Origin of the sequence: Klebsiella sp. GL120222-02 (assembly GCF_003097195.1) — a bacterium.
Lineage (GTDB): Bacteria > Pseudomonadota > Gammaproteobacteria > Enterobacterales > Enterobacteriaceae > Klebsiella > Klebsiella variicola.
The window spans coordinates 248,590-273,571 of sequence record NZ_QEQO01000004.1; the positions used below are offsets into that span (position 1 = coordinate 248,590).

22 protein-coding genes are annotated in these 24,982 nt (G+C 58.6%); 11 read left to right on the plus strand and 11 right to left on the minus strand.

All coding sequences use genetic code 11. The annotated features are described in order from the left end of the window. Nucleotides 1–74: 74 nt before the first annotated feature. The 4 genes from htpG to N438_RS15120 all read left to right on the plus strand — a co-directional run bounded on the left by htpG (nt 75) and on the right by N438_RS15120 (nt 5,380). On the plus strand, nt 75–1,949 hold the full coding sequence (gene htpG, locus N438_RS15100) for a molecular chaperone HtpG (RefSeq protein ID WP_116696359.1): 1,875 nt from the start codon (nt 75–77) through the stop codon (nt 1,947–1,949). Nucleotides 1,950–2,276: 327 nt separating this feature from the next. Beyond that, nucleotides 2,277–2,921: an adenylate kinase gene (gene adk / locus N438_RS15110; protein ID WP_002892184.1), complete on the plus strand. Its 645-nt coding sequence runs from the start codon at nt 2,277–2,279 to the stop codon at nt 2,919–2,921. 128 nt (nt 2,922–3,049) lie between these two features. Continuing rightward, on the plus strand, nt 3,050–4,012 hold the full coding sequence (hemH, locus tag N438_RS15115; RefSeq protein ID WP_008805451.1) for a ferrochelatase: 963 nt from the start codon (nt 3,050–3,052) through the stop codon (nt 4,010–4,012). Between the two features lie 63 nt (nt 4,013–4,075). Then, nucleotides 4,076–5,380 carry an inosine/guanosine kinase gene (locus tag N438_RS15120; protein ID WP_032753773.1) on the plus strand — a complete coding sequence of 435 codons (1,305 nt, stop codon included), beginning with the start codon at nt 4,076–4,078 and terminating at the stop codon, nt 5,378–5,380. A 35-nt stretch (nt 5,381–5,415) separates the two neighbouring features. Here N438_RS15120 and ybaL read toward each other — a convergent pair whose 3' ends face one another. Together ybaL and N438_RS15130 are read right to left on the minus strand one after the other, a co-directional pair. Beyond that, nucleotides 5,416–7,092, minus strand: a complete 1,677-nt coding sequence (gene ybaL, locus N438_RS15125) for a YbaL family putative K(+) efflux transporter (protein ID WP_008805453.1) — start codon at nt 7,090–7,092, stop codon at nt 5,416–5,418. Nucleotides 7,093–7,317: 225 nt separating this feature from the next. Next, nucleotides 7,318–8,538, minus strand: a complete 1,221-nt coding sequence (locus N438_RS15130) for an MFS transporter (protein WP_008805454.1) — start codon at nt 8,536–8,538, stop codon at nt 7,318–7,320. A gap of 269 nt (nt 8,539–8,807) precedes the next feature. Between N438_RS15130 and ushA the strand changes: the two genes are divergently transcribed. Continuing rightward, complete coding sequence (gene ushA / locus N438_RS15135) at nt 8,808–10,460, plus strand: bifunctional UDP-sugar hydrolase/5'-nucleotidase UshA (protein WP_046882286.1); 1,653 nt, start codon at nt 8,808–8,810, stop codon at nt 10,458–10,460. A 105-nt stretch (nt 10,461–10,565) separates the two neighbouring features. On the opposite strand, the gene ybaK is transcribed toward ushA, so the two are convergent. The 3 genes from ybaK to copA form a co-directional block, all read right to left on the minus strand. Then, on the minus strand, nt 10,566–11,045 hold the full coding sequence (gene ybaK, locus N438_RS15140) for a Cys-tRNA(Pro)/Cys-tRNA(Cys) deacylase YbaK (protein ID WP_004204728.1): 480 nt from the start codon (nt 11,043–11,045) through the stop codon (nt 10,566–10,568). A gap of 201 nt (nt 11,046–11,246) precedes the next feature. After that, nucleotides 11,247–12,041, minus strand: coding sequence for a TraB/GumN family protein (locus tag N438_RS15145; RefSeq protein ID WP_012542659.1), 795 nt, complete (start codon nt 12,039–12,041; stop codon nt 11,247–11,249). A 130-nt stretch (nt 12,042–12,171) separates the two neighbouring features. Continuing rightward, nucleotides 12,172–14,673: a copper-exporting P-type ATPase CopA gene (copA, locus tag N438_RS15150; RefSeq protein ID WP_101858883.1), complete on the minus strand. Its 2,502-nt coding sequence runs from the start codon at nt 14,671–14,673 to the stop codon at nt 12,172–12,174. Between the two features lie 106 nt (nt 14,674–14,779). On the opposite strand from copA, the gene cueR reads away from it, so the two are divergent. Then, entirely contained in the window at nt 14,780–15,190 is a 411-nt protein-coding gene (gene cueR / locus N438_RS15155) for a Cu(I)-responsive transcriptional regulator (protein ID WP_002892208.1), read from the plus strand. Here the strand turns inward: cueR and N438_RS15160 are convergent. Both N438_RS15160 and N438_RS15165 read right to left on the minus strand, forming a co-directional pair. Then, nucleotides 15,187–15,645: an NfeD family protein gene (locus tag N438_RS15160; protein WP_032734897.1), complete on the minus strand. Its 459-nt coding sequence runs from the start codon at nt 15,643–15,645 to the stop codon at nt 15,187–15,189. The genes cueR and N438_RS15160 overlap by 4 nt on opposite strands. After that, nucleotides 15,642–16,559, minus strand: coding sequence for an SPFH domain-containing protein (locus N438_RS15165; RefSeq protein WP_002892258.1), 918 nt, complete (start codon nt 16,557–16,559; stop codon nt 15,642–15,644). The genes N438_RS15160 and N438_RS15165 overlap by 4 nt, the downstream gene beginning before the upstream one ends. 140 nt (nt 16,560–16,699) lie before the next feature. Here N438_RS15165 and fetA point away from each other — a divergent pair, with 140 nt between their 5' ends. Next, a complete protein-coding gene (gene fetA / locus N438_RS15170) occupies nt 16,700–17,377 on the plus strand; it encodes an iron ABC transporter ATP-binding protein FetA (RefSeq protein WP_023322156.1) in 678 nt (225 codons plus the stop codon). Continuing rightward, nucleotides 17,364–18,146 (plus strand): iron export ABC transporter permease subunit FetB, encoded by a 783-nt coding sequence (gene fetB, locus N438_RS15175; protein WP_008805460.1) that lies wholly within the window; start codon nt 17,364–17,366, stop codon nt 18,144–18,146. The genes fetA and fetB overlap by 14 nt, the downstream gene beginning before the upstream one ends. A 96-nt stretch (nt 18,147–18,242) precedes the next feature. Here fetB and N438_RS15180 read toward each other — a convergent pair whose 3' ends face one another. Genes N438_RS15180 through tesA form a run of 3 tightly spaced genes read right to left on the minus strand, consistent with a single transcriptional unit; the run spans nt 18,243 to nt 20,578 of the window. Beyond that, nucleotides 18,243–19,097 carry a co-chaperone YbbN gene (locus tag N438_RS15180; protein WP_008805461.1) on the minus strand — a complete coding sequence of 285 codons (855 nt, stop codon included), beginning with the start codon at nt 19,095–19,097 and terminating at the stop codon, nt 18,243–18,245. Nucleotides 19,098–19,155: 58 nt separating this feature from the next. Further along, complete coding sequence (locus N438_RS15185; RefSeq protein ID WP_009484702.1) at nt 19,156–19,965, minus strand: SDR family oxidoreductase; 810 nt, start codon at nt 19,963–19,965, stop codon at nt 19,156–19,158. Then, nucleotides 19,955–20,578 carry a multifunctional acyl-CoA thioesterase I/protease I/lysophospholipase L1 gene (tesA, locus tag N438_RS15190; RefSeq protein WP_012542655.1) on the minus strand — a complete coding sequence of 208 codons (624 nt, stop codon included), beginning with the start codon at nt 20,576–20,578 and terminating at the stop codon, nt 19,955–19,957. The genes N438_RS15185 and tesA overlap by 11 nt, the downstream gene beginning before the upstream one ends. Here tesA and ybbA point away from each other — a divergent pair. Together ybbA and ybbP are read left to right on the plus strand one after the other, a co-directional pair. After that, a complete protein-coding gene (ybbA, locus tag N438_RS15195) occupies nt 20,549–21,235 on the plus strand; it encodes a putative ABC transporter ATP-binding protein YbbA (RefSeq protein WP_008805463.1) in 687 nt (228 codons plus the stop codon). The genes tesA and ybbA overlap by 30 nt on opposite strands. Then, on the plus strand, nt 21,232–23,646 hold the full coding sequence (gene ybbP, locus N438_RS15200) for a putative ABC transporter permease subunit YbbP (protein ID WP_038422197.1): 2,415 nt from the start codon (nt 21,232–21,234) through the stop codon (nt 23,644–23,646). The genes ybbA and ybbP overlap by 4 nt, the downstream gene beginning before the upstream one ends. On the opposite strand, the gene N438_RS28105 is transcribed toward ybbP, so the two are convergent. Further along, complete coding sequence (locus tag N438_RS28105) at nt 23,608–23,736, minus strand: hypothetical protein (RefSeq protein ID WP_046882284.1); 129 nt, start codon at nt 23,734–23,736, stop codon at nt 23,608–23,610. The two genes, ybbP and N438_RS28105, sit on opposite strands and share 39 nt — an antisense overlap. Before the next feature lie 91 nt (nt 23,737–23,827). On the opposite strand from N438_RS28105, the gene N438_RS15205 reads away from it, so the two are divergent. Continuing rightward, on the plus strand, nt 23,828–24,973 hold the full coding sequence (locus tag N438_RS15205; RefSeq protein WP_012542652.1) for a porin: 1,146 nt from the start codon (nt 23,828–23,830) through the stop codon (nt 24,971–24,973). Nucleotides 24,974–24,982 lie beyond the last annotated feature (9 nt).

Consider the following 24,982-nt stretch of genomic DNA (forward strand, 5'->3'; position numbering starts at 1 on the left):
TTTCCCCGCAGTCCCCATCTCCCACTCAACGGTTTTTTACCCCATTTAAAATGGCATTGTTGAGGTTGAATCAGATGAAAGGACAAGAAACTCGTGGTTTTCAGTCAGAGGTAAAGCAACTTCTGCACCTGATGATCCATTCCCTCTATTCCAACAAAGAAATCTTTCTGCGTGAGCTGATTTCCAACGCCTCTGATGCGGCCGATAAGCTGCGTTTCCGCGCGCTGTCGCAGCCGGATTTGTATGAGGGCGATGGCGAGCTGCGCGTACGGGTTTCGTTTGATAAAGACAACCGCACCCTGACCATCGCCGATAACGGTATCGGCATGAACCGGGAAGAGGTTATCGATCATCTCGGCACTATCGCCAAATCCGGCACCAAAGCGTTTCTGGAATCGATGGGTTCCGACCAGGCGAAAGACAGCCAGCTGATCGGCCAGTTCGGCGTCGGCTTCTATTCGGCCTTCATCGTGGCGGATAAAGTGACCGTGCGTACCCGTGCGGCGGGCGATAAACCTGAGAATGGCGTGTTCTGGGAATCCGCCGGCGAAGGGGAATATACCGTTGCCGACATCACCAAAGCCGATCGCGGCACCGAAATCACCCTGCATCTGCGTGAGGGCGAAGACGATTTCCTCAACGACTGGCGCGTGCGCTCCATCATCAGCAAGTATTCCGACCATATCGCGCTGCCGGTTGAGATTGAAAAGCAGGAAGAGAAAGACGGCGAAACCGTGATTTCGTGGGAAAAAATCAACAAGGCGCAGGCCCTGTGGACCCGCAGCAAGTCCGAAGTGAACGACGACGAATACAAAGAGTTCTACAAGCATATCGCTCACGACTACAGCGACCCGCTGACCTGGAGCCACAACCGCGTGGAAGGTAAGCAGGAGTATACCAGCCTGCTGTATATCCCGTCGCAGGCGCCGTGGGATATGTGGAACCGCGATCATAAACACGGCCTGAAGCTGTACGTGCAGCGTGTGTTCATTATGGACGACGCCGAGCAGTTTATGCCGAACTACCTGCGCTTCGTGCGTGGCCTGATCGACTCCAACGATCTGCCGCTGAACGTCTCCCGTGAAATCCTGCAGGACAGCAGCGTGACCCGCAACCTGCGTACCGCGCTGACCAAACGCGCGCTGCAGATGCTGGATAAGCTGGCGAAAGACGACGCTGAAAAATATCAAACTTTCTGGAAACAGTTCGGCCTGGTGCTGAAAGAGGGCCCGGCGGAAGATCCGAGCAACCAGGAAGCGATCGCCAAACTGCTGCGTTTCGCGACGACGCATACCGACTCCTCCGCGCAGACCGTGTCGCTGGAAGAGTATGTCTCGCGGATGAAAGAAGGCCAGGAGAAGATCTACTACATCACTGCCGACAGCTATGCGGCGGCGAAGAGCAGCCCGCACCTCGAACTGCTGCGTAAGAAAGGGATTGAAGTTCTGCTGCTCTCCGATCGCATCGACGAGTGGATGATGAGCTACCTGACCGAGTTCGACGGCAAAGCGTTCCAGTCGGTGGCGAAAGCCGACGAGTCGCTGGACAAGCTGGAGGATGAAGTGGACGAGTCCACCAAAGAAGCTGAAAAAGCGCTGGAGCCGTTCGTTGAGCGTGTGAAAAACCTGCTTGGCGACCGGGTGAAAGAGGTGCGTCTGACCCATCGTCTGACCGACACCCCGGCGATTGTCACTACCGATGCCGATGAGATGAGCACGCAGATGGCGAAGCTGTTCGCGGCAGCGGGCCAGGCGGCACCGGAAGTGAAATACATCTTCGAACTGAACCCGGCGCATCAGCTGGTGAAACGCGCCGCCGATACCCAGGATGACGCGCAGTTCGGCGAATGGGTAGAGCTGCTGCTGGATCAGGCGCTGCTGGCCGAGCGCGGCACGCTGGAAGATCCGAACCAGTTTATCCGCCGTATGAACCAGCTGCTGGCGTCGTAAATTTCATCCGCCAACGGACACCCTCACCCTAACCCTCTCCCTGAAGGGAGAGGGGACGGCCCGGCGCTGCTCCTCGCGTATCCCTGAAGGGTGAGGGACGGCCCGGCGCAGTGTTTCCCCCTTCTTGATAGGACGGCCCGGCGCCGGACGGGTTTTCTCCCTCTCCCTGAGGGAGAGGGCCGGGGTGAGGGGCATAATCCTCCCTGTCGGTAAAATATCTCACCATTAACCGTTTCAGCCGCACCGCCTTCCTTGAGCCATCGCCGTTCTGGTGGTATGGTTTAGCGTTTTTGAAAAATTGAATCGACTTTTGAGGGGATTTTCGTAATGCGTATTATTCTGCTTGGCGCTCCGGGCGCGGGTAAAGGAACTCAGGCTCAGTTCATCATGGAGAAATACGGTATTCCGCAAATCTCCACCGGCGATATGCTGCGCGCGGCGGTAAAATCCGGCTCTGAGCTCGGTAAGCAAGCGAAAGACATTATGGACGCCGGCAAGCTGGTAACCGATGAGCTGGTCATCGCGCTGGTGAAAGAGCGTATCGCCCAGGAAGATTGCCGTAACGGCTTCCTGCTGGACGGCTTCCCGCGAACCATTCCGCAGGCTGACGCCATGAAAGAAGCGGGTATTACCGTTGATTACGTGCTGGAATTCGACGTGCCGGACGAACTGATCGTCGACCGCATCGTTGGCCGTCGCGTTCATGCGGCATCCGGTCGCGTCTACCACATCAAATTCAATCCGCCGAAGGTGGAAGGCAAAGACGACGTGACCGGCGAAGAGCTGACCACCCGTAAAGACGACCAGGAAGAGACCGTGCGTAAGCGCCTGGTGGAATACCATCAGATGACAGCACCGCTGATCGGCTACTACACCAAAGAAGCGCAGGCGGGCAACACCAAATATGCCAAAGTCGACGGCACCAAAGCGGTAGCTGACGTGCGCGCTGAACTGGAAAAAATCCTCGGCTGATAAAGCCTTTTCTCATCCTGCTGCCGCAGGATGAGAACTCCTCTCATTTCTACCTTTTGCTATGATTGGTTCCGTTTAGCGCCATTTCAGCTACAATTGGCTGCGATTCAAATGGTTAAGAGGCGGTAATGCATCAGACGAAAACAGGTATCTTGCTGGCCAATTTAGGCACTCCCGATGCGCCCACCCCCGGTGCGGTGAAGCGCTATCTGCGACAATTCCTCAGCGACAAACGGGTGGTGGATACATCTCGTCTGCTATGGTGGCCGCTGCTGCGTGGCGTCATACTGCCGATTCGCTCCCCGCGCGTGGCGAAGCTCTATCAGTCCGTGTGGATGGAGGAGGGATCGCCGCTGATGGTATACAGCCGTCGCCAGCAGCAGGCGCTGGCCGCCAGGCTGCCGGATACGCCGGTGGCGCTGGGCATGAGCTATGGTTCGCCGTCGCTGGCCAGCGCGGTGGATGATTTACTGGCGCAGGGGGTGGGACACATCGTGGTGCTGCCGCTGTACCCACAATATTCCTGTTCGACGGTGGCCGCCGTCTGGGATGAGCTGGCGCGGATCCTTGCGAAAAAGCGCGCTATTCCGGGTATCTCGTTTATTCGCGACTATGCCGATCACCCGGACTATATCCATGCGCTGGCGGCCAGCGTGCGCGCCTCCTTCGCGGTGCACGGGGAACCCGATCTGCTGCTGCTCTCCTACCATGGGATCCCGCAGCGCTATGCCAACCAGGGCGATGATTATCCCCAGCGCTGTCGCGATACCACGCGGGAACTGGTTTCCGCGCTGGGGCTGCCGCCGGAGCGGGTGATGATGACCTTCCAGTCGCGCTTTGGCCGGGAACCCTGGCTGACGCCGTACACCGATGAGACGCTGAAGATGCTTGGCGAGCAGGGGACGAAGCATATTCAGGTGCTGTGCCCGGGGTTTGCCGCCGACTGTCTCGAGACGCTGGAAGAGATTGCTGTTCAGAACCGGGAAGTTTTCCTCGAAGCGGGTGGCGAGCAGTATGAATATATTCCGGCGCTAAATGCGGATGTGGCGCATATTGAGATGATGGTCAACCTGACGGCGCCTTATCGCTGATCGCGCGCAGGGCGGGGAATATGCTACTATTTCCCGCTTGTTCCCTGTCATTTAAGCGCCACTATGAAATTTCCCGGTAAACGCAAATCCAAACACTATTTTCCCGTCAACGCCCGCGACCCGCTGCTGCAGCAAATTCAGCCGGAGAATGAATCCAGCATCTCCTGGGTGGTCGGTATCGACCAGACGCTGGTGGATATCGAAGCGAAAGTGGATGAAGCGTTTATCGTACGCTATGGTCTGAGCGCGGGCCACTCGCTGGTGATTGAAGATGACGTCGCCGAGGCGCTGTACCAGGAGCTGGTACGCAATAATCTCATTACCCATCAGTTTGCCGGCGGCACCATCGGCAATACCATGCACAACTACTCGGTGCTGGCGGACGATCGCTCGGTGCTGCTTGGCGTGATGTGCAGCAATATCGACATCGGCGGCTATGCCTATCGCTACCTGTGCAATACCTCCAGCCGCACCGATCTGAACTATCTGCAGGGCGTCGACGGCGCCATTGGCCGCTGTTTTACCCTGATCAGCGACAGCGGCGAGCGCACCTTCGCCATCAGCCCGGGTCACATGAACAAGCTGCGCCCGGAAAGCATTCCGGAAGCGGTGATCGCCGGCGCCTCGGCGCTGGTGCTCACCTCCTACCTGGTACGCTGCAAGCCGGGCGAGCCGATGCCAGACGCCACGATGAAAGCCATCGAGTACGCCAAAAAGCATGATGTGCCGGTGGTGTTAACTCTCGGAACTAAATACGTGATTGCCGATAACCCGGCGTGGTGGCAGCAGTTCCTGCAGGAGCATGTCTCGATTCTGGCGATGAATGAAGAGGAAGGGGAAGCCCTGACCGGTTTTGCCGATCCGCTGTCGGCGGCGGATAAAGCGCTGGACTGGGTCGACCTGGTGCTGTGCACTGCCGGCCCGGCGGGCCTGTATATGGCGGGCTTTACCGAAGAAGAGGCGAAGCGGAAAACCCAGCATCCGCTGCTGCCGGGGGCGATCCCGGAGTTTAACCAGTTTGAATTCAGCCGTGCGATGCGCCACCAGGATTGCGTTAATCCGCTGCGTATCTATTCACATATCGCCCCGTATATGGGCGGGCCTGAAAAAATCATGAATACCAACGGCGCTGGCGACGGCGCCCTGGCGGCGCTGCTGCATGACATCACCGCCAATAACTACCACCGCAATAACGTGCCCAACTCCAGCAAGCACAAATGCAAATGGCTGACCTACTCCTCACTGGCGCAGGTGTGTAAATATGCCAACCGCGTGAGCTATCAGGTACTGAACCAGCACTCGCCGCGTTTAACCCGCGGCCTGCCGGAGCGTGAGGACAGCCTGGAAGAGGCGTACTGGGATCGGTAAGCGCGTCCCTCTCCCGACGGGGAGAGGGCAGTACATCAGCCGGTGACGACTTCACCGGCCGGTGGCGTTTCCAGAAGCTGCAGCATGGCGCGGGCAATTTCCCGCTCGCCCATCACCACCTGATTAGCCCCGCGATCGATAATGTAGTCCACTTCATCATCGTAATGGGCGCGGGCGATGATCTCGATATTCGGGCATTTTTCCCGTGCGGAAGCGACAATCTCTCCGGCCTCGTAGCCGTTGGGGATAGTCAGCAGCAGCCAGCGGGCGCAGTCGAGATGCGCCAGTTCCATGATCTCTTCATTGGCGGCATTACCCAGCACCGCGCTGATCCCGCGCTCGCGTAACTCATCCACGCGGGTACGCGAGGTTTCAACCACCACCAGCGGGATCCCCTGGGCCATCAGCTTCTCGCCCAGCAGACTGCCGACGCGGCCGAAGCCAACCAGCAGCGCGTGGTTACAGATATCGACTGGCACCTGTTTCTCATCTTCCAGCACCTCTTCCAGCGTCTGCTCGTCGAGGGTTTCGGTTTTATCGAGATATTTTTCCAGCAGGGTAAACAGCACCGGGTTGAGCATAATCGAGATGATCGCCCCGGCCAGCACCAGGTTTTGTCCAGCCTGCGGCAGCAGGTTAAGCGCCATCCCCAGGCCGGCGAGAATAAAGGCAAACTCACCAATCTGCGCCAGGCTGGCGGCAATGGTCAATGCGGTACGCGGCGAATGACCAAACATACGCACGAGGAAAAAGGCGGCGGCGGATTTACCAAAGATAATAATCGCCAGTGTCGCCAGCACCGCCAGCGGCTGCTGCACCAGCACCATCGGGTCAAACAGCATGCCGACGGAGACAAAAAACAGCACCGCGAAGGCGTCGCGCAGCGGCAGGGTGTCATGGGCGGCGCGGTGGCTCAGCTCAGATTCGTTAAGCACCATGCCGGCGAAGAAGGCGCCAAGGGCGAAGGAAACATCAAACAGCTCCACGGCGCCGAAGGCGATGCCCAGCGCCAGAGCCAGCACTGACAGGGTGAACAGCTCGCGTGAGCCGGTGGCGGCGCTGCGCGACATGATCCACGGCACCAGCCGGCGACCGACCAGCATCATGATGGCGATAAAGGCCACCACTTTACCAATGGTGATCCCGAGGTCGAGGGCCAGAGAGGCGAAGCCAACGTCACCTTTCTCCGTCATCCCGGCAATCGCTGGCAGCAGGACCAGCGTCAGGACCATCACCAGGTCTTCCACAATCAGCCAGCCAATGGCAATCTGCCCGCGCTGACTGTCAATAAGCTGTCGCTCCTCGAGGGCGCGCAGTAGCACCACGGTACTGGCGGTGGAGAGACACAGGCCAAAGACGATGCCGGTCATCAGCGACCAGCCAAGGGCGGCGGAAAGTGCCATACCCAGCAGCGTCGCCACGGCTATCTGGGCGATGGCCCCGGGAATGGCGATCGACTTTACCGCCATCAGATCTTTCAGGGAAAAATGCAGCCCGACGCCGAACATCAGCAGGATCACGCCGAGTTCTGCCAGTTCAGGAGCCAGTTTGGTATCAGCAACAAAGCCTGGGGTGAAAGGTCCGGCCAGCACGCCCGCTAAGAGATATCCCACCAGAGGAGAAATACGTAGCTTATTGGCAATCATGCCGAGAATAAAGGCGAGCACGAGGCCGCCGACAATGGTGGTGATAAGCGGTGTTGCGTGGTGCATTCCGTCTCCTTTCCAGTGGTGTATCGGTCCATTTTGCTACCCTATCCGGGTAATAGTTTATGACAAAAACGTTCACTTTGTTTATGAATAATTCTTGAATTGTGCAAAAAAATGGAATTAACCGGCCAAAAGGCACAGAAGGGAAAATCGCGGAGGGAATGCGCGCATCAGGCTGATGGCGCAAGGGATAACGGCGGCCAGCGTTGCACTTTGGCCGCCGGATAATCAGGCTTTTTGCCGGTTATCAGGAAGAAATATCGTCAGGAAACCCAGCAGCGGCAGGAAGGCACAGATTTTATACACCAGATCGATACTGGTATGGTCCGCCAGCAGGCCCAGCACCGCGGCGCCAAGGCCACCCATGCCAAAGGCGAAGCCGAAGAACAGGCCAGAAACCATGCCGATTCGACCCGGCAGCAGCTCCTGCGCATAGACCAGGATAGCGGAAAAGGCCGAGGCGAGGATAAAACCAATAATCACCGTTAAAATCCCCGTCCATTCAAGGCTGGCGTAGGGTAAAACGAGGGTAAACGGCGCCACACCGAGGATAGAGCCCCAAATCACATATTTACGTCCAATTTTATCGCCAACTGGCCCGCCGATTACCGTCCCGGCGGCAACCGCGAACAGGAAGGCAAACAGATGAAGCTGGGCATTTTGCACCGATAATCCGAACTTATGCATCAGATAAAAGGTGTAATAGCTGCTAATGCTCGCCATATAGAAATATTTCGAGAAAATCAGCATCAGCAGAATACCTACCGCCAGAATCACCTTATTGCGCGGCAGCGGATTAACGATCAGCGGCTTCGGTTTGCCTTTATTCATACGGTGCTGTGCGGCATACCAGCGGCTGATTTGCGACAGCACCACAATAGCCAGCAGGGCGGCCAGCACGAACCAGGCGACGTTGCCTTTGCCATAGGGGGCGATAATCACCGCCGCCAGCAATGGACCAAGCGAGCTGCCGAAGTTGCCGCCGACCTGGAACAGCGACTGGGCCAGGCCGTGACGGCCGCCAGAGGCCATCCGCGCCACGCGGGATGATTCCGGATGGAAAACCGAGGAGCCGGTACCCACCAGCGCGGCAGCCAGCAGCACCATGCCGAAACTCCCGGCCAGCGCCAGGAGAATCAAACCGCAGAGGGTGAAGCACATGCCCACCGGCAGCGACCACGGCATCGAGCGTTTATCGGTGATGTAGCCAATCACCGGCTGGAATAGCGATGAGGTGAGCTGGAAGGTGAGGGTGATCATCCCGATCTGCACGAAGGTAAGGGAGAACTCCGCCTGCAGCAGTGGGTAAATCGCAAGGATGAGCGACTGGATCATATCGTTAAGCAAATGGGACAGGCTGATCGCGCCTAAGATGCCAAACGAGGTGCGTGCTTTTTGCGGCGGCGCAGCGGGGCCGGACAGGGGTTGAGCGGTCTGATTGATTGCCATAGGTTCACGTCACTTTTTTATATAGCTTTCGTCATTTATACGCCATGGCGACGACCCTGATTTTCCCGGCTACTACATGGGAAATATAACCAACGGGCTGACGCAATGCCATACAACGCGAAGGCGTATAGAGAATGCAGGTGGAATTATTATCCGACTAACATACCTGTCCTTAGGGGGTGAAGGAAGTCGCAATTCTGAAAACATATTTGTCAACGCGACTAACTCGCTATACTTTCGGCACTTGGGATTAAGTCAGGGAGTGAAGCATGCAGTATTTTAAACATCGCGTAGCGCTGGCGTTATTTGCCGCCTTATCGCTGGGCAGCCTGTCCGCACAGGCCTATGAGCAGGATAAAACCTATAAAATTACCATCCTTCACACCAACGATCATCACGGCCATTTCTGGCGCAATGACTACGGCGAATATGGTCTGGCGGCGCAGAAAACGTTGGTCGATGGCATCCGGAAAGAAGTGGCGGCGGAAGGGGGGAGCGTCCTGCTGTTATCCGGCGGCGATATTAATACCGGCGTGCCGGAGTCTGATTTACAGGATGCAGAGCCCGATTTTCGCGGCATGAACCTGATCGGCTACGACGCAATGGCGGTGGGGAACCATGAATTTGATAATCCGCTGAGCGTGCTGCGCCAGCAGGAAAAGTGGGCGAAGTTCCCGTTCCTGTCGGCCAATATTTATCAGAAAAGCACCGGCGAACGGCTGTTCAAACCCTGGGCGCTGTTTAAGCGCGGCGGGCTGAAAATCGCGGTGATTGGCTTAACCACCGACGATACGGCCAAGATTGGCAATCCGGAATATTTCACCGATATCGAATTCCGCAAACCGGCGGAAGAGGCGAAGCTGGTGATCCAGGAGCTGCAGCAGAATGAAAAGCCGGACGTGATCCTGGCCACCACCCATATGGGCCATTACGACAATGGCAACCACGGCTCTAACGCGCCGGGCGACGTTGAAATGGCGCGGAGTTTACCTGCGGGATCGCTGGCGATGATCGTCGGCGGTCACTCGCAGGATCCGGTATGCATGGCGTCGGAAAATAAAAAGCAGGTCGATTATGTGCCAGGCACCCCGTGCGCGCCGGATCGTCAGAACGGCATCTGGATCGTCCAGGCGCATGAGTGGGGCAAATACGTCGGCCGCGCCGATTTTGAGTTCCGCAACGGTGAGATGAAGCTGGTGCATTATCAGTTGATCCCGGTGAACCTGAAGAAAAAAGTAACTTACGATAACGGCCAAAGCGAGCGGGTGCTGTATACGCCGCAGATCGCAGAGAACCCACAGATGATGTCGCTGCTGACGCCATTCCAGAACAAAGGCAAAGCGCAACTGCAGGTCAAAATCGGTAGCGTGAATGGTCATCTGGAGGGCGACCGCAGTAAAGTGCGCTTTGTGCAGACCAATATGGGCCACCTGCTGCTGGCGGCGCAGATGGCGCGCAGCAACGCGGATTTCGCGGTGATGAGCGGCGGTGGGATCCGCGACTCCATCGAGGCGGGCGATATCACCTATAAGGATGTGATGAAGGTCCAGCCGTTCGGCAATGTGCTGACCTATGTCGATATGAGCGGCAAGGAGGTGGTGGATTACCTGACCGCCGTCGCGCAGATGAAGCCGGATTCCGGCGCCTATCCGCAGTTTGCCAACGTCAGCTTCGTGGCCAAAGATGGCAAACTGAACGATCTGAAAATCAAAGGCGAACCGGTGGATCCGGCGAAGACCTACCGGATGGCGACGCTGAGCTTTAACGCTACCGGCGGCGATGGATATCCGAACATTGCCGATAAACCCGGGTATGTGAATACCGGCTTTATCGATGCCGAAGTGCTGAAAGAGTATATCGAGAAGAACTCGCCGCTGGATGCGGCAGCCTACGAGCCGAAAAGCGAGGTGAGCTGGCAGTAAGCCTGGGTTTCAGGTTGGCTATTTCCCCGGTGGCGCTGCGCTTACCGGGGCTACGAGTTGGGTAGCCCGGATAAGGCGCGTGCGCCGCTATCCGGGATGGTGTGCTCAATCGCGGCGGGCGATATCGGCGAACTTCGCGTCCAGAAGCTGCGCCAGATCGCTGGCCGCCAGCTCAATATCCAGACCGCGTTTGCCGCCGGAAATATAGATGGTGGCAAATTCCTGCGCCGGGGCGTCAATCACCGTCGGCAGGCGCTTCTTCTGCCCCAGCGGACTGATACCGCCCACCAGATAGCCGGTGATACGCTGCGCCACCATCGGGTCGGCCATGTCGACTTTCTTGGCGCCCAGCGCTTTCGCCACTTTCTTCAAATCCAGCTGCCCGGCGACCGGGGTGACGGCGACCGCCAGATGCTTCATATCGCCGTTAACGGCGACCAGCAGGGTCTTGTAAACCTGGTCGGCATTGAGGCCGAGCTTGCGCACCACTTCATCTCCGAAGTTGGTCTCATTGGGATCGTGATCGTAACTGTGGATCTGAAAGGGGATTTTGTTTTTTTCGAGTAATTTAACGGCGGGAGTCATAGCTATCCTTCTTACCAACCGGTTTTGCGTGACGTCAGAATACGCCCGCAGGTTGTCTAAAAAATAGTACCATCTTGCGCAATAGTGTTGGCAGTGATGGTCACTTTGAGCGACAATCAGACGATCCGGGATGCAAATCCCGGGATAATAATAATGATGAAATTCCTCTTTGACGGGCCAATAGCAATATTGGCCATTTTTTTAGGTCAGCATATCCGGCAGATTCCCTTCGCCATACAGGTGCAGCGCGCCGACGGCAACCACGTAGCGCCCCGGCGGCAAGGCCAGCAGCGTCTCGCGCCAGGCGAGATTGCGCTGGTGCATCAGCACATCATACAAAGACTGGCTAAAGGTCGTCGGCAGCGATACCGCGCCGCGCGATGGCGGTTGCTCCAGCCACCAGCCGATCATCACCTGTAGCAGGCGGGCATTGGTCCGCCAGTGGCTCAGCGTATCCTCCAGCAGCGCCATCCCCCCGTCGGGCAGATCGCGCAGCAGCGCGATTTGGCTGTCGGCGCCTTCCAGCTCCATCACCGTTATGTTGCTCTCGCGGGCGGCCATCAGCAACTGATAATCGATGCCGTAATCCGGCCGCAGTCCCAGCTTCTGCGCCTGGGTGGCTTGTAGCACCATCGCCACCTGCCACAGCGGCTGGCTGTCGAACAGCCCGACCGACAGGCCCAGCTCGCCGGCTCGCGCCTCTAGCTCGCTCAACTGCGCATCGCTTAGACGTTCTGCCAGCGGCGGGTAAGAGGGAAGGTTGCTAAACGGGGTTTCATTGCCGCTGATATCGGCCTCGACGATTAACGCATCGGCCTGGCGTATTTTTTTCAGAAGCTTCGCTGGCGGCGGCGCCATGTCGCGGGTGCCCATATGGATGCTGCCGACGAGGTGCAAATAGCGTTCGCCGGGCAGGACGATATCCATCGCAGGCCAGGAATAAGACGAGCCGACGGCGGCTCGCCACAGCATTTTTATCCGGTTTAACAGGCCCATACGCGCTCCGAAGTGTGAGGACTTCATGCTAGCGCATATGGTGATACACGTCACCCTTCCGGCGGGCTTTTCTTGTGTCAGCAAAAAACGGGCGCCGAACAACGTCAGCGCCCGTTTCATCTGACGGCGTTTACTCTTTTGGTTTAAAGCGCAGCAGGCGGTTGGCGTTACTCACCACGGTGATCGACGACAGCGCCATCGCCGCGCCGGCGACCACCGGATTGAGCAGGGTGCCGGTCAGCGGCCAGAGGATCCCGGCTGCAATCGGGATACCCAGCGAGTTGTAGACAAACGCGCCCAGCAGGTTCTGCTTCATATTGCGTAAGGTCGCCTTCGAAATCGCCAGCGCATCGGCCACGCCGTGAAGACTATGGCGCATCAGGGTGATCGCCGCGGTTTCAATAGCGACATCGCTGCCGCCGCCCATGGCGATCCCGACATCGGCCTGGGCCAGCGCCGGAGCGTCGTTAATGCCGTCGCCAACCATCGCCACTTTGTGCCCCTGGCTCTGCAGTCGTTTAATGGCATCGGCTTTACCGTCCGGCAGCACGCCAGCGATCACTTCATCAATGCCGGCTTCTTTGGCGATGGCCTTCGCGGTGGTGGGGTTATCCCCGGTAAGCATCACCAGCCGGTAGCCCTGCCGATGCAGGCGGGCCAGGGCGTCGACGCTGTCTTCGCGCAGCGGGTCACGGATGGCGAACAGCGCGGCCGCCTGACCATCCACCGCCAGCAGCACCGGCGTGGCGCCGCGCGAGGCCTGCGCCGTCATCTCGCTTTCTATGTCGGCGGTATTGATATGCTGCTCGTTGAGCAGCGCCTGGTTGCCGAGCAGCAGGCGATGACCTTCCGCTTCGCCGCTGACGCCAAGGCCGCGCAGGGTGCGGAAGCCGCTCACTTCCGGCAACGAACTGTCGGCGGCTTTATCGAGGATCGCTCGCGCCAGCGGATGGCTTGAGCCCTGTTCCAGCGCGGCGGCAAGACGCACCGCAGTCGCTTCATCAATGCCAGAGAAGGTTTTTACAGTCACCACCTGCGGCTTGCCTTCGGTCAGGGTGCCGGTTTTATCGAACACCAGGGTGTCGAGCTCGCTGGCGCGCTGCAGCGCATCGGCATCGCGCACCAGCACACCGTACTCCGCCGCCCGGCCAACGCCGGAGATAATCGACATCGGCGTCGCCAGGCCTAACGCGCACGGACAGGCGATAATCAGTACCGTGGTGGCAATGACCAGGGTATAGACGATCTGCGGCGCCGGGCCGAAGACGTACCAGATCGCGGCGCTGATCAGCGCAATGGCGACCACCGCCGGAACAAATACGGCGGAGATTTTATCCGCCAGCTGGCCGATCTCCGGTTTGCTGCTCTGCGCCTGGCGCACCATGCGGATAATACGTGCCAGCGTGGTCTGGCTGCCGACGGCGCTGGCGGTGAACAGCACGCTGCCGTCCTGCACCACGGTGCCGGCGTGAATGGCATCGCCATCGCCTTTTTGCTGCGGTACCGGTTCGCCGGTGAGCATTGCTTCATCAAACCAGGCTTCGCCCTGGCTTATCACGCCGTCAACCGGAACGCGGTCGCCGGTGGTCAGGCGCAGCGTCATACCCGCCTGAACTTCCGCGAGCGGCAGATCCTTTTCCCCCTCAGGGGTCACCACGCGGGCTGAAGGCGGCGTCAGATCGAGCAGTTTCTCCAGCGCTTTCGAGGAGCGCTGGCGGGCGCGGGCCTCCAGCATATGGCCGAGGTTAATCAGGCCGATAATCATCGCGCTGGCTTCGTAATACAGATGCCGGGCTTCCATCGGAAACCACTGCGGCCACAGGTTGACGCTCATCGAGTACAGCCAGGCGACGCCGGTGCCGAGCGCCACGAGCGTATCCATGGTGGCGGTGCCGTTTTTCAGGCTTTTCCACGCGCTGCGGTAGAAGTGGCCGCCGGCAAAGACCATGACAGCGAGGGTGACAAGGCCGATAACCAGCCACAGCGAACGGTTGTCATCGCTGACCATCATGTTATCGCCGATCATCCCCCAGACCATCACCGGCACGCCGACCAGCAGGGCGACAATCGCCTGCCAGCGAAAACGCTTCATCGTAGCAATAGCGGTTTCCTGCTGGCGTTCGCGGCGTTGCAGATCGTCTTCGATCGCCTCCGCGCCATAGCCGGCTTTCTCCACCGCCTGCACTAATTCTGCGGCGGACGCACTGCCCATCACCAGCGCCGTGCGTTCCGCCAGGTTAACCCGCGCCTGTGAGACGCCCGGCACCGCGGCAAGCGCGTTTTGTACCCGGGAGACGCAGCTGGCGCAGCTCATGCCGTTGATCAGCAGCTGTTGACTGTCATCTTCGTCATGGGCTGCCGGAAGCTCAGGAGTGGCCGCTGTCAGTGCTTCCGACGGGATTGATGATTCTGCCAGCGGTTTAGCCTTTGGGTGGCTGAGCTCCGCGCCGTATCCGGCTTGTTTCACGGTATCAATCAGCGCTTGCGCGCTGGCGCTGCCCGTGACATGGGCTTCAGTGAGGGTCACCTCGGCTTGCTCAACGTCAGGACGCTGTTCCAGACTCTCTTTCACGCGTTTGACGCAGTGGCCGCAGGAGAGGCCATCCAGCGTCAGGTCGATAGTGTTAGACATAAATAACTCCTGAATAATTTTCCGGTCAACGATTGACCAGACCCACTCTTTCATCGAGTATTAAGAAGGTTAAACCTTCCAGCAAGGGGAAGGTCAAGGAGAAAAAATGAATATCAGCGATGTGGCGAAAAAAACCGGTTTAACCAGCAAAGCGATTCGTTTTTACGAAGAGAAGGGGCTGGTGACGCCGCCGTTGCGGAGCGAAAACGGCTACCGCACTTACAGTCAGCAGCATCTCGATGAGCTGACGCTGCTGCGCCAGGCGCGGCAGGTGGGGTTTAACCTGGAAGAGTGCCGCGAGCTGGTGGCCTTGTTCAACGACCCGTCGCGGCACAGCGCCGATGTGAAAAAACGCACGCTGGAGAAAGTGGCGGATATCGAGAACCATATCCGCGAGCTGCAAAATATGCGCGCGCACCTGCTGGCGCTGGCCGAATCCTGCCCCGGCGACGACAGCGCGGAGTGCCCGATTATCGATAATCTTTCCGGCTGCTGCCATCGCAAGGCGCAGGCTTAACGGACGACGGGTCTGATTCGTAGCGTAATTCCTTCTACGGCAATTACTTCAACCTTGCTGCCCGCCGCGAGGTCTTCATCGGCAATCACCGGCCAGGAGCTGTCGCCCACGCGTACATGGCCACGGCCGTTTACCAGCGGGGCATCCAGCGTCAGGCGGCGGCCCACCAGTTGCTGCCCGCGCTGGTTGAGCTGAGCATCGGCCGGACGCTGCGTTTTGACCCGCTTGCGCAGCCATTTCGACCACAGCCACGCCGCCAGCAGGGTGAGAACGGCAAACAGCGTCCCTTGCCATTCCCAGTTCAGCGGCAGGAGCCAGGTCAGGGCGCCGGTCACCACGCCAGCGACGCCGCTCCACAGCAGATAGCCGCTGCCGCCAAGCATCTCGGCCGCCAGCAGCAGCCCGCCCAGGCTTAACCAGAACAGATGCGGATGGGCGAAGATCATGTCGATCATGATTTTTTCCGATCGCCAGCGCCTTCTTTGATCAGCTCGCTGATCCCGGCAATCGATCCCATCAGGCTACTGGCATCCAGCGGCATCAGCACCACTTTGCTGTTGTTAGCGGCGCCAATCTGCTGCAGCGCATCGGTGTACTTCTGCGCCACGAAGTAGTTGATCGCCTGAATATCGCCCGAGGCGATTGCCGAGGAGACCATCTGAGTGGCGCGGGCTTCCGCTTCGGCGGAACGTTCGCGAGCTTCGGCCTGCAGGAAAGCGGACTGCCGTTCCCCCTCGGCTTTGAGGATCTGCGACTGCTTTTCCCCTTCCGCTTTCAGAATTTCCGCCTGTCGCACCCCTTCGGCCTCAAGGATATAGGCGCGTTTGGTACGTTCGGCTTTCATCTGGGCGTTCATTGAGGCAATAAGCTCCGCCGGCGGGCGAACGTCGCGAATTTCGACGCGGGTGATTTTTACTCCCCACGGATTAGTGGCGTCGTCAACGATATGCAGCAGACGGGTGTTAATGCTGTCGCGTTGGGAGAGCATTTCGTCCAGCTCCATCGAGCCGAGCACGGTACGGATATTGGTCATCGTCAGGTTGACGATCGCCTGCTCAAGATTGCTGACCTCGTAGGCGGCCTTTGGCGCGTCAATCACCTGAATAAAGCAGACCGCGTCGATGGTGACGTTGGCGTTATCCCGGGAGATAACCTCCTGCGAGGGGATGTCGAGCACCTGCTCCATCATGTTCACTTTGCGGCCGATTCGGTCCATAAACGGCACGACTAAGCTTAATCCCGGCTGCAGCGTCTGGGTAAAGCGCCCAAAACGTTCTACCGTCCACTGATAGCCTTGCGGGACAATTTTCACCGCCGCGGCCACAATGACCAGCGCGACGAAAATAAGGATAGGAATAAAAATCAGCATCAAAAACCTCCTGTCTTGTTGCCTGGTGGGGCGCTACAAGGAAATAGCGCATGTTTAAACTGAGTATATCTTTCTCCTCATCCTGGAGAAAGGAAAGTGGGGTAAACTAGCGGTGTTTCAGAAAATAATCAGGAAGACTCATGAAGGAAAATAACGCGCTTTTGCGTCTCGAGGGTGTGGGGTTTAAGACCGACGACGCAGTTATTTTACACAATATCACTCTTCAGCTCAGACCCGGAGAATTTAAGCTGATTACCGGGCCTTCCGGCTGCGGGAAAAGCACCTTGCTGAAGATTATCGCCTCGCTGCTCAGCCCAACCTCCGGACGCCTGTTTTTTGACGATGTGGATATCGCGACGCTGTCGCCGGAAACCTATCGTCAGCAGGTGTCTTACTGCGCGCAGACGCCGGCGCTGTTCGGTGATTCAGTCTACGATAACCTGATTTTTCCGTGGCAGATCCGCAACAAACAACCCGATCCGCAGGCGCTGGTGGCTGACCTGCAGCGCTTTGGCCTTGGCGAAAATATGCTGGAAAAGTCTATTAACGAACTGTCCGGCGGGGAAAAGCAGCGCGTATCGCTGATCCGCAATTTACAATTTCTACCGCGCGTGCTGCTGCTGGACGAAATTACCAGCGCGCTGGATGAAAGTAATAAACAGAATGTGAATGACATTATTCATGGCTACGCGACGGAAAAACAGGTCGCTGTTCTGTGGGTCACCCACGATCGCAACGAAATTTCGCATGCCGATGAAGTGATTACGCTGCAACCTGCCGGCGGAAACATGCAGGAGGTACAGCATGAACGGGCATAACATTACGAACGAATCGCTGGCGCTGTCGATGGTGCTGGTGCTGATCGCTATTCTGGTCAGCTATCGGGAAAAACTGGCACTGGAAAAAGATATTATCTGGAGTATTTGCCGGGCGATCGTGCAGCTGATTATCGTCGGCTATGTGCTGAAATATATCTTTAACGTCAATCATGCGGTTCTGACGCTGTTGATGGTGCTGTTTATCTGCTTTAACGCGGCGTGGAATGCGAAGAAGCGCAGTAAATATATCGATAAAGCTTTTGTCTCGTCGTTTATCGCTATTACCACTGGCGCCGGACTAACGTTGGCGGTACTGGTCTTTTCGGGGTCGATCGCCTTCGTGCCGATGCAGGTGATCCCGATTGCCGGGATGGTGGCCGGGAACGCCATGGTGGCGGTGGGGCTGTGCTACAACAATATGGGCCAGCGCTTCAGCAGCGAGCAGCAGCAGATTCAGGAGAAGCTGAGCCTCGGCGCGACGCCGAAGATGGCTGCGGCGCGGCTGATTCGCGAGAGCATTCGCGCGTCATTGATTCCCACCGTCGATTCAGCGAAAACGGTCGGGCTGGTGAGCTTGCCTGGGATGATGTCGGGGCTAATTTTTGCCGGTATTGACCCGGTGAAGGCGATTAAGTACCAGATCATGGTGACCTTTATGCTGCTGTCGACCGCCAGCCTGTCGACGATTATCGCCGGCTATCTGACCTACCGGAAGTTCTTCAATGCCCGTCATCAGCTGGTGGTAACGCAGCTGAAAAAGCACCCATGAACGATCCCGGGTTGCGGCGTTCACGCCTTACCCGGGCTACCACGGCGTAATCTGTAGCCCGGATAAGCGTAGCGCTATCCGGGTCAGCGCCTCTGATTAGTACAGCAGCGAATACAGCTGGCGGCGGTATTTGGCGGCCAGCGCATCGCCGGTACCGAGGGCGGCGAGGATCTCCTGCAGCATCTTGCGCGCCTGGCCATCGCCGGCGCCTAAATCCTTCTGCAGATGGCTGAACAGCAGCGCCAGCGCTTCTTCATTACGCCCGACCTGATGCAGCTGCAGCGCCAGCTGGGAGGCCAGCTGCGCATCGTCCGGATTCTGTTCCACCTGCTGCTGCAGTTGCTGGATTTCCGGGGTGTCGGCGGCCTGTTTGAGCAGCTCAATCTGCGCCACCAGACCCTGATAGTGGGTGTCCTGATCCTGCAGCGGGATGGTTTTCAGCACGCTTTCCGCTTCATCGGAACGGTGCAGGGCAATCAGCGTTTCCGCCAGCAGCAGACCAATCTGGCTGTCCTGATTCGACAGCTGCCAGGCTTCCTTCAGCAGCGGTAATGCCTCGGCGTATTTTTCTTCCTGCATCAGGGCCAGCGCCTGCTGGGCTTTCAGCTCCTCTTCACGCGGCAGGACTTTATCCAGCAGGGCGCGAATCGCTTCCTCCGGCTGCGGGCCTTCAAAACCGTCCACCGGCTGGCCGTTCTGGAACAGATAAACTGTAGGGATGGCGCGCAGACCAAACTGTGAAGCGAGCATTTGCTCGGCGTCGCAATCAACCTTCGCCAGCGTGAACTGGCCGTTATACTGGGCGGCCAGGCGCTCGAGGACTGGGGTCAGTTGTTCGCAGTGCTGGCTGCGGGCAGACCAGAAATAAAACAGCACCGGGACGTTCATGGACTGCTGTAGCGTCTGCTGCAGGTTCGCTTCGCTAATATTGACAATATTCTGTTCGGACATGGGCATTTCTCGTTAGTCGATTTCTGTTTTACATGGGGGCGGCATGCCGCGCTTCAACTCAGCCGTGGATAATTTTGTCCATCGCGCGGGCAGGCAGCAGGCGTTTGAGCAGCGCCACCGCGTGAGTCACCAGAGTGACCGGGTAGCGCAGCTTTGGCTTATCGCTGGTAAAAGCGTGGCGCACTTTTTCCACCACCGCCTCCGGCCCGAGGGTAAAGCGAGCGGCGATGCCCGGATTTTCTACGGGTTTATCGCTTTGCGTCTGGTTGACGTTATCGGTAAAGCGGGTGCGGATCGGGCCCGGTTCAATCAGGCTGACCTGAATACCACTGTGGCGCAATTCCATGCGTAGCGCATCGGACCACGCCTCGAGGGCGTATTTACTGGCGGCATAGGCCCCGCGACCGGGACTGGCGATGAGCCCCATCACCGAGGAGGTCATCACGATGCGCCCTTCGCCGTGCGGCGTCATCGCCGGCAGCAGCAGCATGGTCAGCTGATGCGCGCCGAAAAAGTTGGCGGAAAACTGCTGTTCCATCTGCTGGCGGCTGATGGTGTTCAGCGGGCCATAGACGCCATAACCGGCGTTATTGAACAGGCCATAGAGACGATTATCGGTCAGCGCAATCACCTCCGCCGCCGCGCGCTCCACGCTCTGTGGGTCATCCAGATCGAGCAAAATACCGGTTAGCCCCAGCTCCTGCATCCGCGCGACGTCCTCCGCTTTGCGGCAGGCCGCCAGCACGCGAAAGCCCTGGCGGGTTAAATCCAGCGCGCTTTCCAGACCAATTCCGCTGGAACAGCCTGTCACTAAAACCGTTTTTTGCATAACTTTACCTGTCAGCGACCCCTGGCGTTCAGGAGTCATGATTAACTAAGGGAGCCAGCCGGTTCGCCATCCAGTCGGCGATAAACGGCTGCGCGTCGCGATTTGGGTGAATGCCGTCGTCCTGCATCCATTGCGGTTTGAGATAGACCTCCTCCATAAAAAAAGGCAGGAGAGGAATATCGAACTCTTTGGCCAGGGCCGGGTAAATCGCGCCGAAGGCTTCATTATAGCGGCGGCCATAGTTCGCCGGCAGGTGAATTTGCATCAGCAGCGGCTCGGCGTTGGCCGCTTTGATATCTTTAATAATGGTGCGCAGTGTTTGCTCGGTCTGCTGTGGCGGAAAACCGCGCAGCCCGTCATTGCCGCCGAGCTCAACCAGCACCCAGCGCGGCTGATGCTGCTTAAGCAGCGCTGGCAGGCGGGCCAGCCCCTGCTGCGAGGTATCGCCGCTGATGCTGGCGTTCACCACCGGTGTTTTCGCCTGCCACTTCTCATTGAGCAGCGCAGGCCAGGCGGCGTTGGCCGCCATTCGATAGCCAGCGCTCAGGCTGTCGCCGAGGATCAGCAGCGTGTCCGCCGCCATTGCGCGGCAGGTAAACAGGAACAAAAACAGGAAAGGCACATGCCAGCGGAAAACATACTTGAAGTTCATCATCTTAAGAAGTCCGTCGGTCAGGGAGAGCATCAGCTCTCCATCCTTACCGGAGTTGAGCTGGTTGTCAAACCGCGGCAGACCATCGCCCTGATCGGCGAGTCAGGTTCCGGTAAATCGACCCTGCTGGCGATCCTCGCTGGCCTGGACGATGGCAGCAGCGGGGAAGTCTCGATGCTGGGCAAACCGCTGCATCGGATGGATGAGGAGGCGCGGGCGGCGCTGCGGGCGCAGCACGTTGGCTTTGTTTTTCAGTCGTTTATGCTCATCCCGACGCTCAACGCCCTGGAGAACGTCGAGCTGCCGGCGCTGCTGCGCGGCGCCAGCGACAGTGAGAGCCAGGGCGATGCCCGCGCGCTGCTTGAGCAGTTGGGGCTTGGCAAACGCCTGCACCACCTGCCGGCGCAGCTCTCCGGCGGCGAACAGCAGCGGGTGGCGCTGGCCCGGGCCTTCAACGGGCGCCCGGCCCTCCTGTTCGCCGATGAGCCCACCGGCAACCTCGATCGCCAGACCGGGGACAAAATTGCCGATCTGCTGTTCTCGCTTAATCGCGAACACGGCACCACCCTGATCCTCGTCACTCACGATCCGCTGCTGGCGGCGCGCTGCGACCGCCGTCTGCGCCTGGTGGATGGCCAACTGCGGGAGGAAGCATGATCGCCCGCTGGTTCTGGCGCGAATGGCGCTCGCCGTCGCTGCTGATCGTTTGGCTGGCGTTAAGCCTCGCCGTGGCCTGCGTGCTGGCCCTGGGGTCGATAAGCGATCGGATGGAGAAAGGCCTTAGCCAGCAAAGCCGTGAGTTTATGGCCGGCGACCGTACGCTGCGCAGTTCGCGCGAGGTACCCGCCGAGTGGATCGCGCAAGCGCGGAAGTCAGGGCTGACCGTCGGCGAGCAGCTGAGCTTCGCCACCATGACGTTCGCCGGTGATACGCCGCAGCTGGCGGACGTTAAGGCGGTGGATGACCGCTATCCGCTGTATGGCACCCTCGAGACGCAGCCGCCGGGGCTGAAGCCGCAGGCGGGGAGCGTGCTGCTGGCGCCAAGGCTGATGGCGCTCCTGAACCTGAAAACCGGCGATACGATTGACGTTGGCGATGCCACGCTGCGCATTGCCGGGGAAGTGATTCAGGAGCCGGATGCAGGGTTTAACCCCTTCCAGATGGCGCCGCGACTGATGATGAATATGGCTGACGTGGCAAAAACCGGGGCCGTGCAGCCCGGCAGTCGCGTCGCATGGCGCTATAAGTTCGCCGGTAACGCGCAACAGCTGGCGGATTATGAACAATGGCTGCTGCCGAAGCTCGGCGCGGAACATCGCTGGACTGGCCTTGAACAGGACGACAGCGCGCTGGGCAAATCCCTTGAGCGCTCGCAGCAATTCCTGCTGTTATCCGCGCTGTTGACGCTGCTGCTGGCCGTTGCCGCGATCGCCGTGGCGATGAGCCACTACTGCCGCAGTCGCTACGATCTGGTCGCAATTTTGAAGACGCTGGGCGCCGGGCGGGCGCAGCTGCGCAAGCTCATCGTCGGCCAGTGGCTGCTGCTGCTGACGCTGTCGGTGATAAGCGGCGGGGTTGTGGGCCTGGCGCTGGAGCGCCTGCTGTTGTTGATGCTCAAACCGGTGCTGCCCGCCGCACTACCCGCTGCCAGCGGTTGGCCGTGGCTGTGGGCTATCGGGGCGACAGGCGTCATTTCCCTGCTGGTGGGCCTGCGGCCGTATCGACTGCTGCTGGCGACCCTGCCGCTGCGAGTGCTGCGTCAGGATGTGGTGGCTAACGTCTGGCCGCTGAAACACTATATTCCTGTGGTCTGCGCGGTGGTGGTCGGCGGGCTGGCCTGGCTGATGGGCGGCAGCCCGCTGCTGTGGTCGGTGCTGGCCGGGGCGGTGGTGCTGGCGCTGCTGTGCGGCCTGGTGGGCTGGGGATTGCTGTGGCTGCTCAAACGCCTGACGCTCAAAGCCTTGCCGCTGCGTCTGGCGGTGAACCGCCTGCTGCGCCAGCCGTGGTCGACCCTCAGCCAGCTGGCGGCGTTTTCCCTGTCGTTTATGCTGTTGGCGTTGCTGCTGGTGCTGCGCGGCGATCTGCTTGACCGCTGGCAGCAGCAGTTGCCCCCGCAGAGCCCGAACTACTTTCTGATCAATATTGCCCCTGAGCAGATAATGCCGGTGAAGACTTTCCTCGCCGAACACCAGACCCGGGCGGCGGAATTTTATCCGATCGTCCGGGCTCGTCTGACGCAGATCAACGGTCACTCCACGGACGGGAACAAAGACGAAGCGCTGAATCGCGAGCTTAATCTCACCTGGAGCGAACAGCGTCCGGATCATAATCCGCTGGTGGCCGGTAGCTGGCCGCCGAAGCCGGGCGAGGTATCGATTGAAGAGGGACTGGCGCAGCGGCTGGGGGTGAAGATCGGCGATACGGTGACCTTTACCGGCGATACTCAGGACTTCAGCGCGAAGGTCAGCAGCGTGCGCAAAGTTGACTGGGAGAGCCTGCGGCCCAACTTCTTCTTTATTTTCCCCTCCGGGGCGCTGGACGGGCAGCCGCAGAGCTGGCTCACCAGCTTCCGCTGGGATAACGGTCCCGCGATGTTGACCCAGTTGAACCGCGAGTTTCCCACCGTTAGCTTGTTGGATATCGGCGCCATCCTGCGTCAGGTCGGCCAGGTGCTCTCCCAGGTCAGCCGGGCGCTGGAGGTGATGGTGGGCCTGGTCACGGCCTGCGGCGTGCTGCTGTTGCTGGCGCAGGTCCAGGTCGGTATGCGCCAGCGGCATCAGGAGCTGGTGGTCTGGCGCACGCTGGGGGCCGGGAAATCGCTGCTGCGCGCCACGCTGTGGGCGGAGTTTGCCCTGCTGGGGCTGGTTTCCGGACTGGTGGCGGCGATAGGCGCGGAAGTGGCGCTGGCGATGCTGCAGACGAAAGTATTTGATTTCCCCTGGACGCCGGACTGGCGCTTGTGGGTGATGCTGCCGCTGACGGGAGCGGTGTTGTTATCTCTGTGCGGCGGCGGGCTGGGGCTGCGTTTGTTAAAAGGGAAAGCGTTGTTCCGCCAGTTTAGCCAGTAAGATTATTGCATTTCGATGATGCGCCGCCGTTTTTGGCGGCGCTTTTATTTTAAGCGCACAAATTGATAACTCGTTGATTTTTAAGCGCACAAAACATTAAAAAACCGACAACACGCTGTACTGATTCGCGGTTAATATTCAGCTGGTAAATATAAGGTTGCTTATTAATCAAGGAAAAACTATGGCACATAAAATAAAAGCGCTGGCGGTCTCGATCGGCGCAACACTGGTGTTCGCTTCATTTGCTTCCCACGCGGAGATCACGCTGCTGAAACAAGATCCGCAGGCGGGCGATCCGTTAAGCCGGCTTAACTTTACCGTCGGCGGGAGTATTCGTCCGCAGTTCAACATGATGACCGGCGATGGCGATAAAGGCTCCTATAAGCGTAATGGTTTCGACGGCGGCACCCGTTTCCGCTTCGCGGCGGATTACTACCTGTTCGATGATATTAGCTGGATCAGCTACTACGAACTGGGGGTGAACATTCCGGCGCTGTTTGACTGGGATAACCACTATGCGGAAGGCGCGAACAATACCACCCGCCGCATGCTGTATACCGGCCTGAAAAGCGATACCTGGGGTACGTTAACCTACGGGCAGCAGAACAGCATTTACTATGATGTGGTGGGGGTGAAAACCGATATCTGGGACTACGACATGATCGGCCAGGCCCCGGGAAACGGTATTAACGGCGATTACGATGGCTCCTATCGTTCACGTAATATGCTGAAATATAAGAAAACCGTGGGTGATGTCGATCTATACGGCTCTTATCTGTTCGAAGATAGTGAGTATCTGCCTGGCAACGGCCTGCGCTACAAGCGTAAAGGCGGCGGTTCTGTTGGTGCGGACTACCACATCATGAAGGACCTGACCTGGGGTACCGCGTGGAACTATACCCGCGCCGAAATGCGCGACCCGTCAAGCGCCGACAGCAAAACCTATGACCAGAACATCGTCGGTACCGCGCTGAGCTGGACCCCGGATAACTGGACCTTCTCCTTCGGCGGCGGCTGGTATCAGAACTTCCTCACCACCAAAAAAACCGATGTGCATAACTACTTCGCCGGCGACGCCTGGGGGATTGAATATTTTGCGGGCTATAAATTCCCGATCAATCAATACGCTGTTAAATCTATTCAGCCGTACTTTATGGGCGACCGCCTGCAGTACGTGAATGGCCGCAACTACCAGCGTATCGATAACGGTCTGGGGATCAGCTTCCAGCTGGATTACGGTTTCCGCGTTGACTACGAACACGTGTTTACCTCCAGCACCGACAACCTGGGGGATATGAACCTGGTGCGTCTGCGCTACGACTTCTAAGCGGTCACA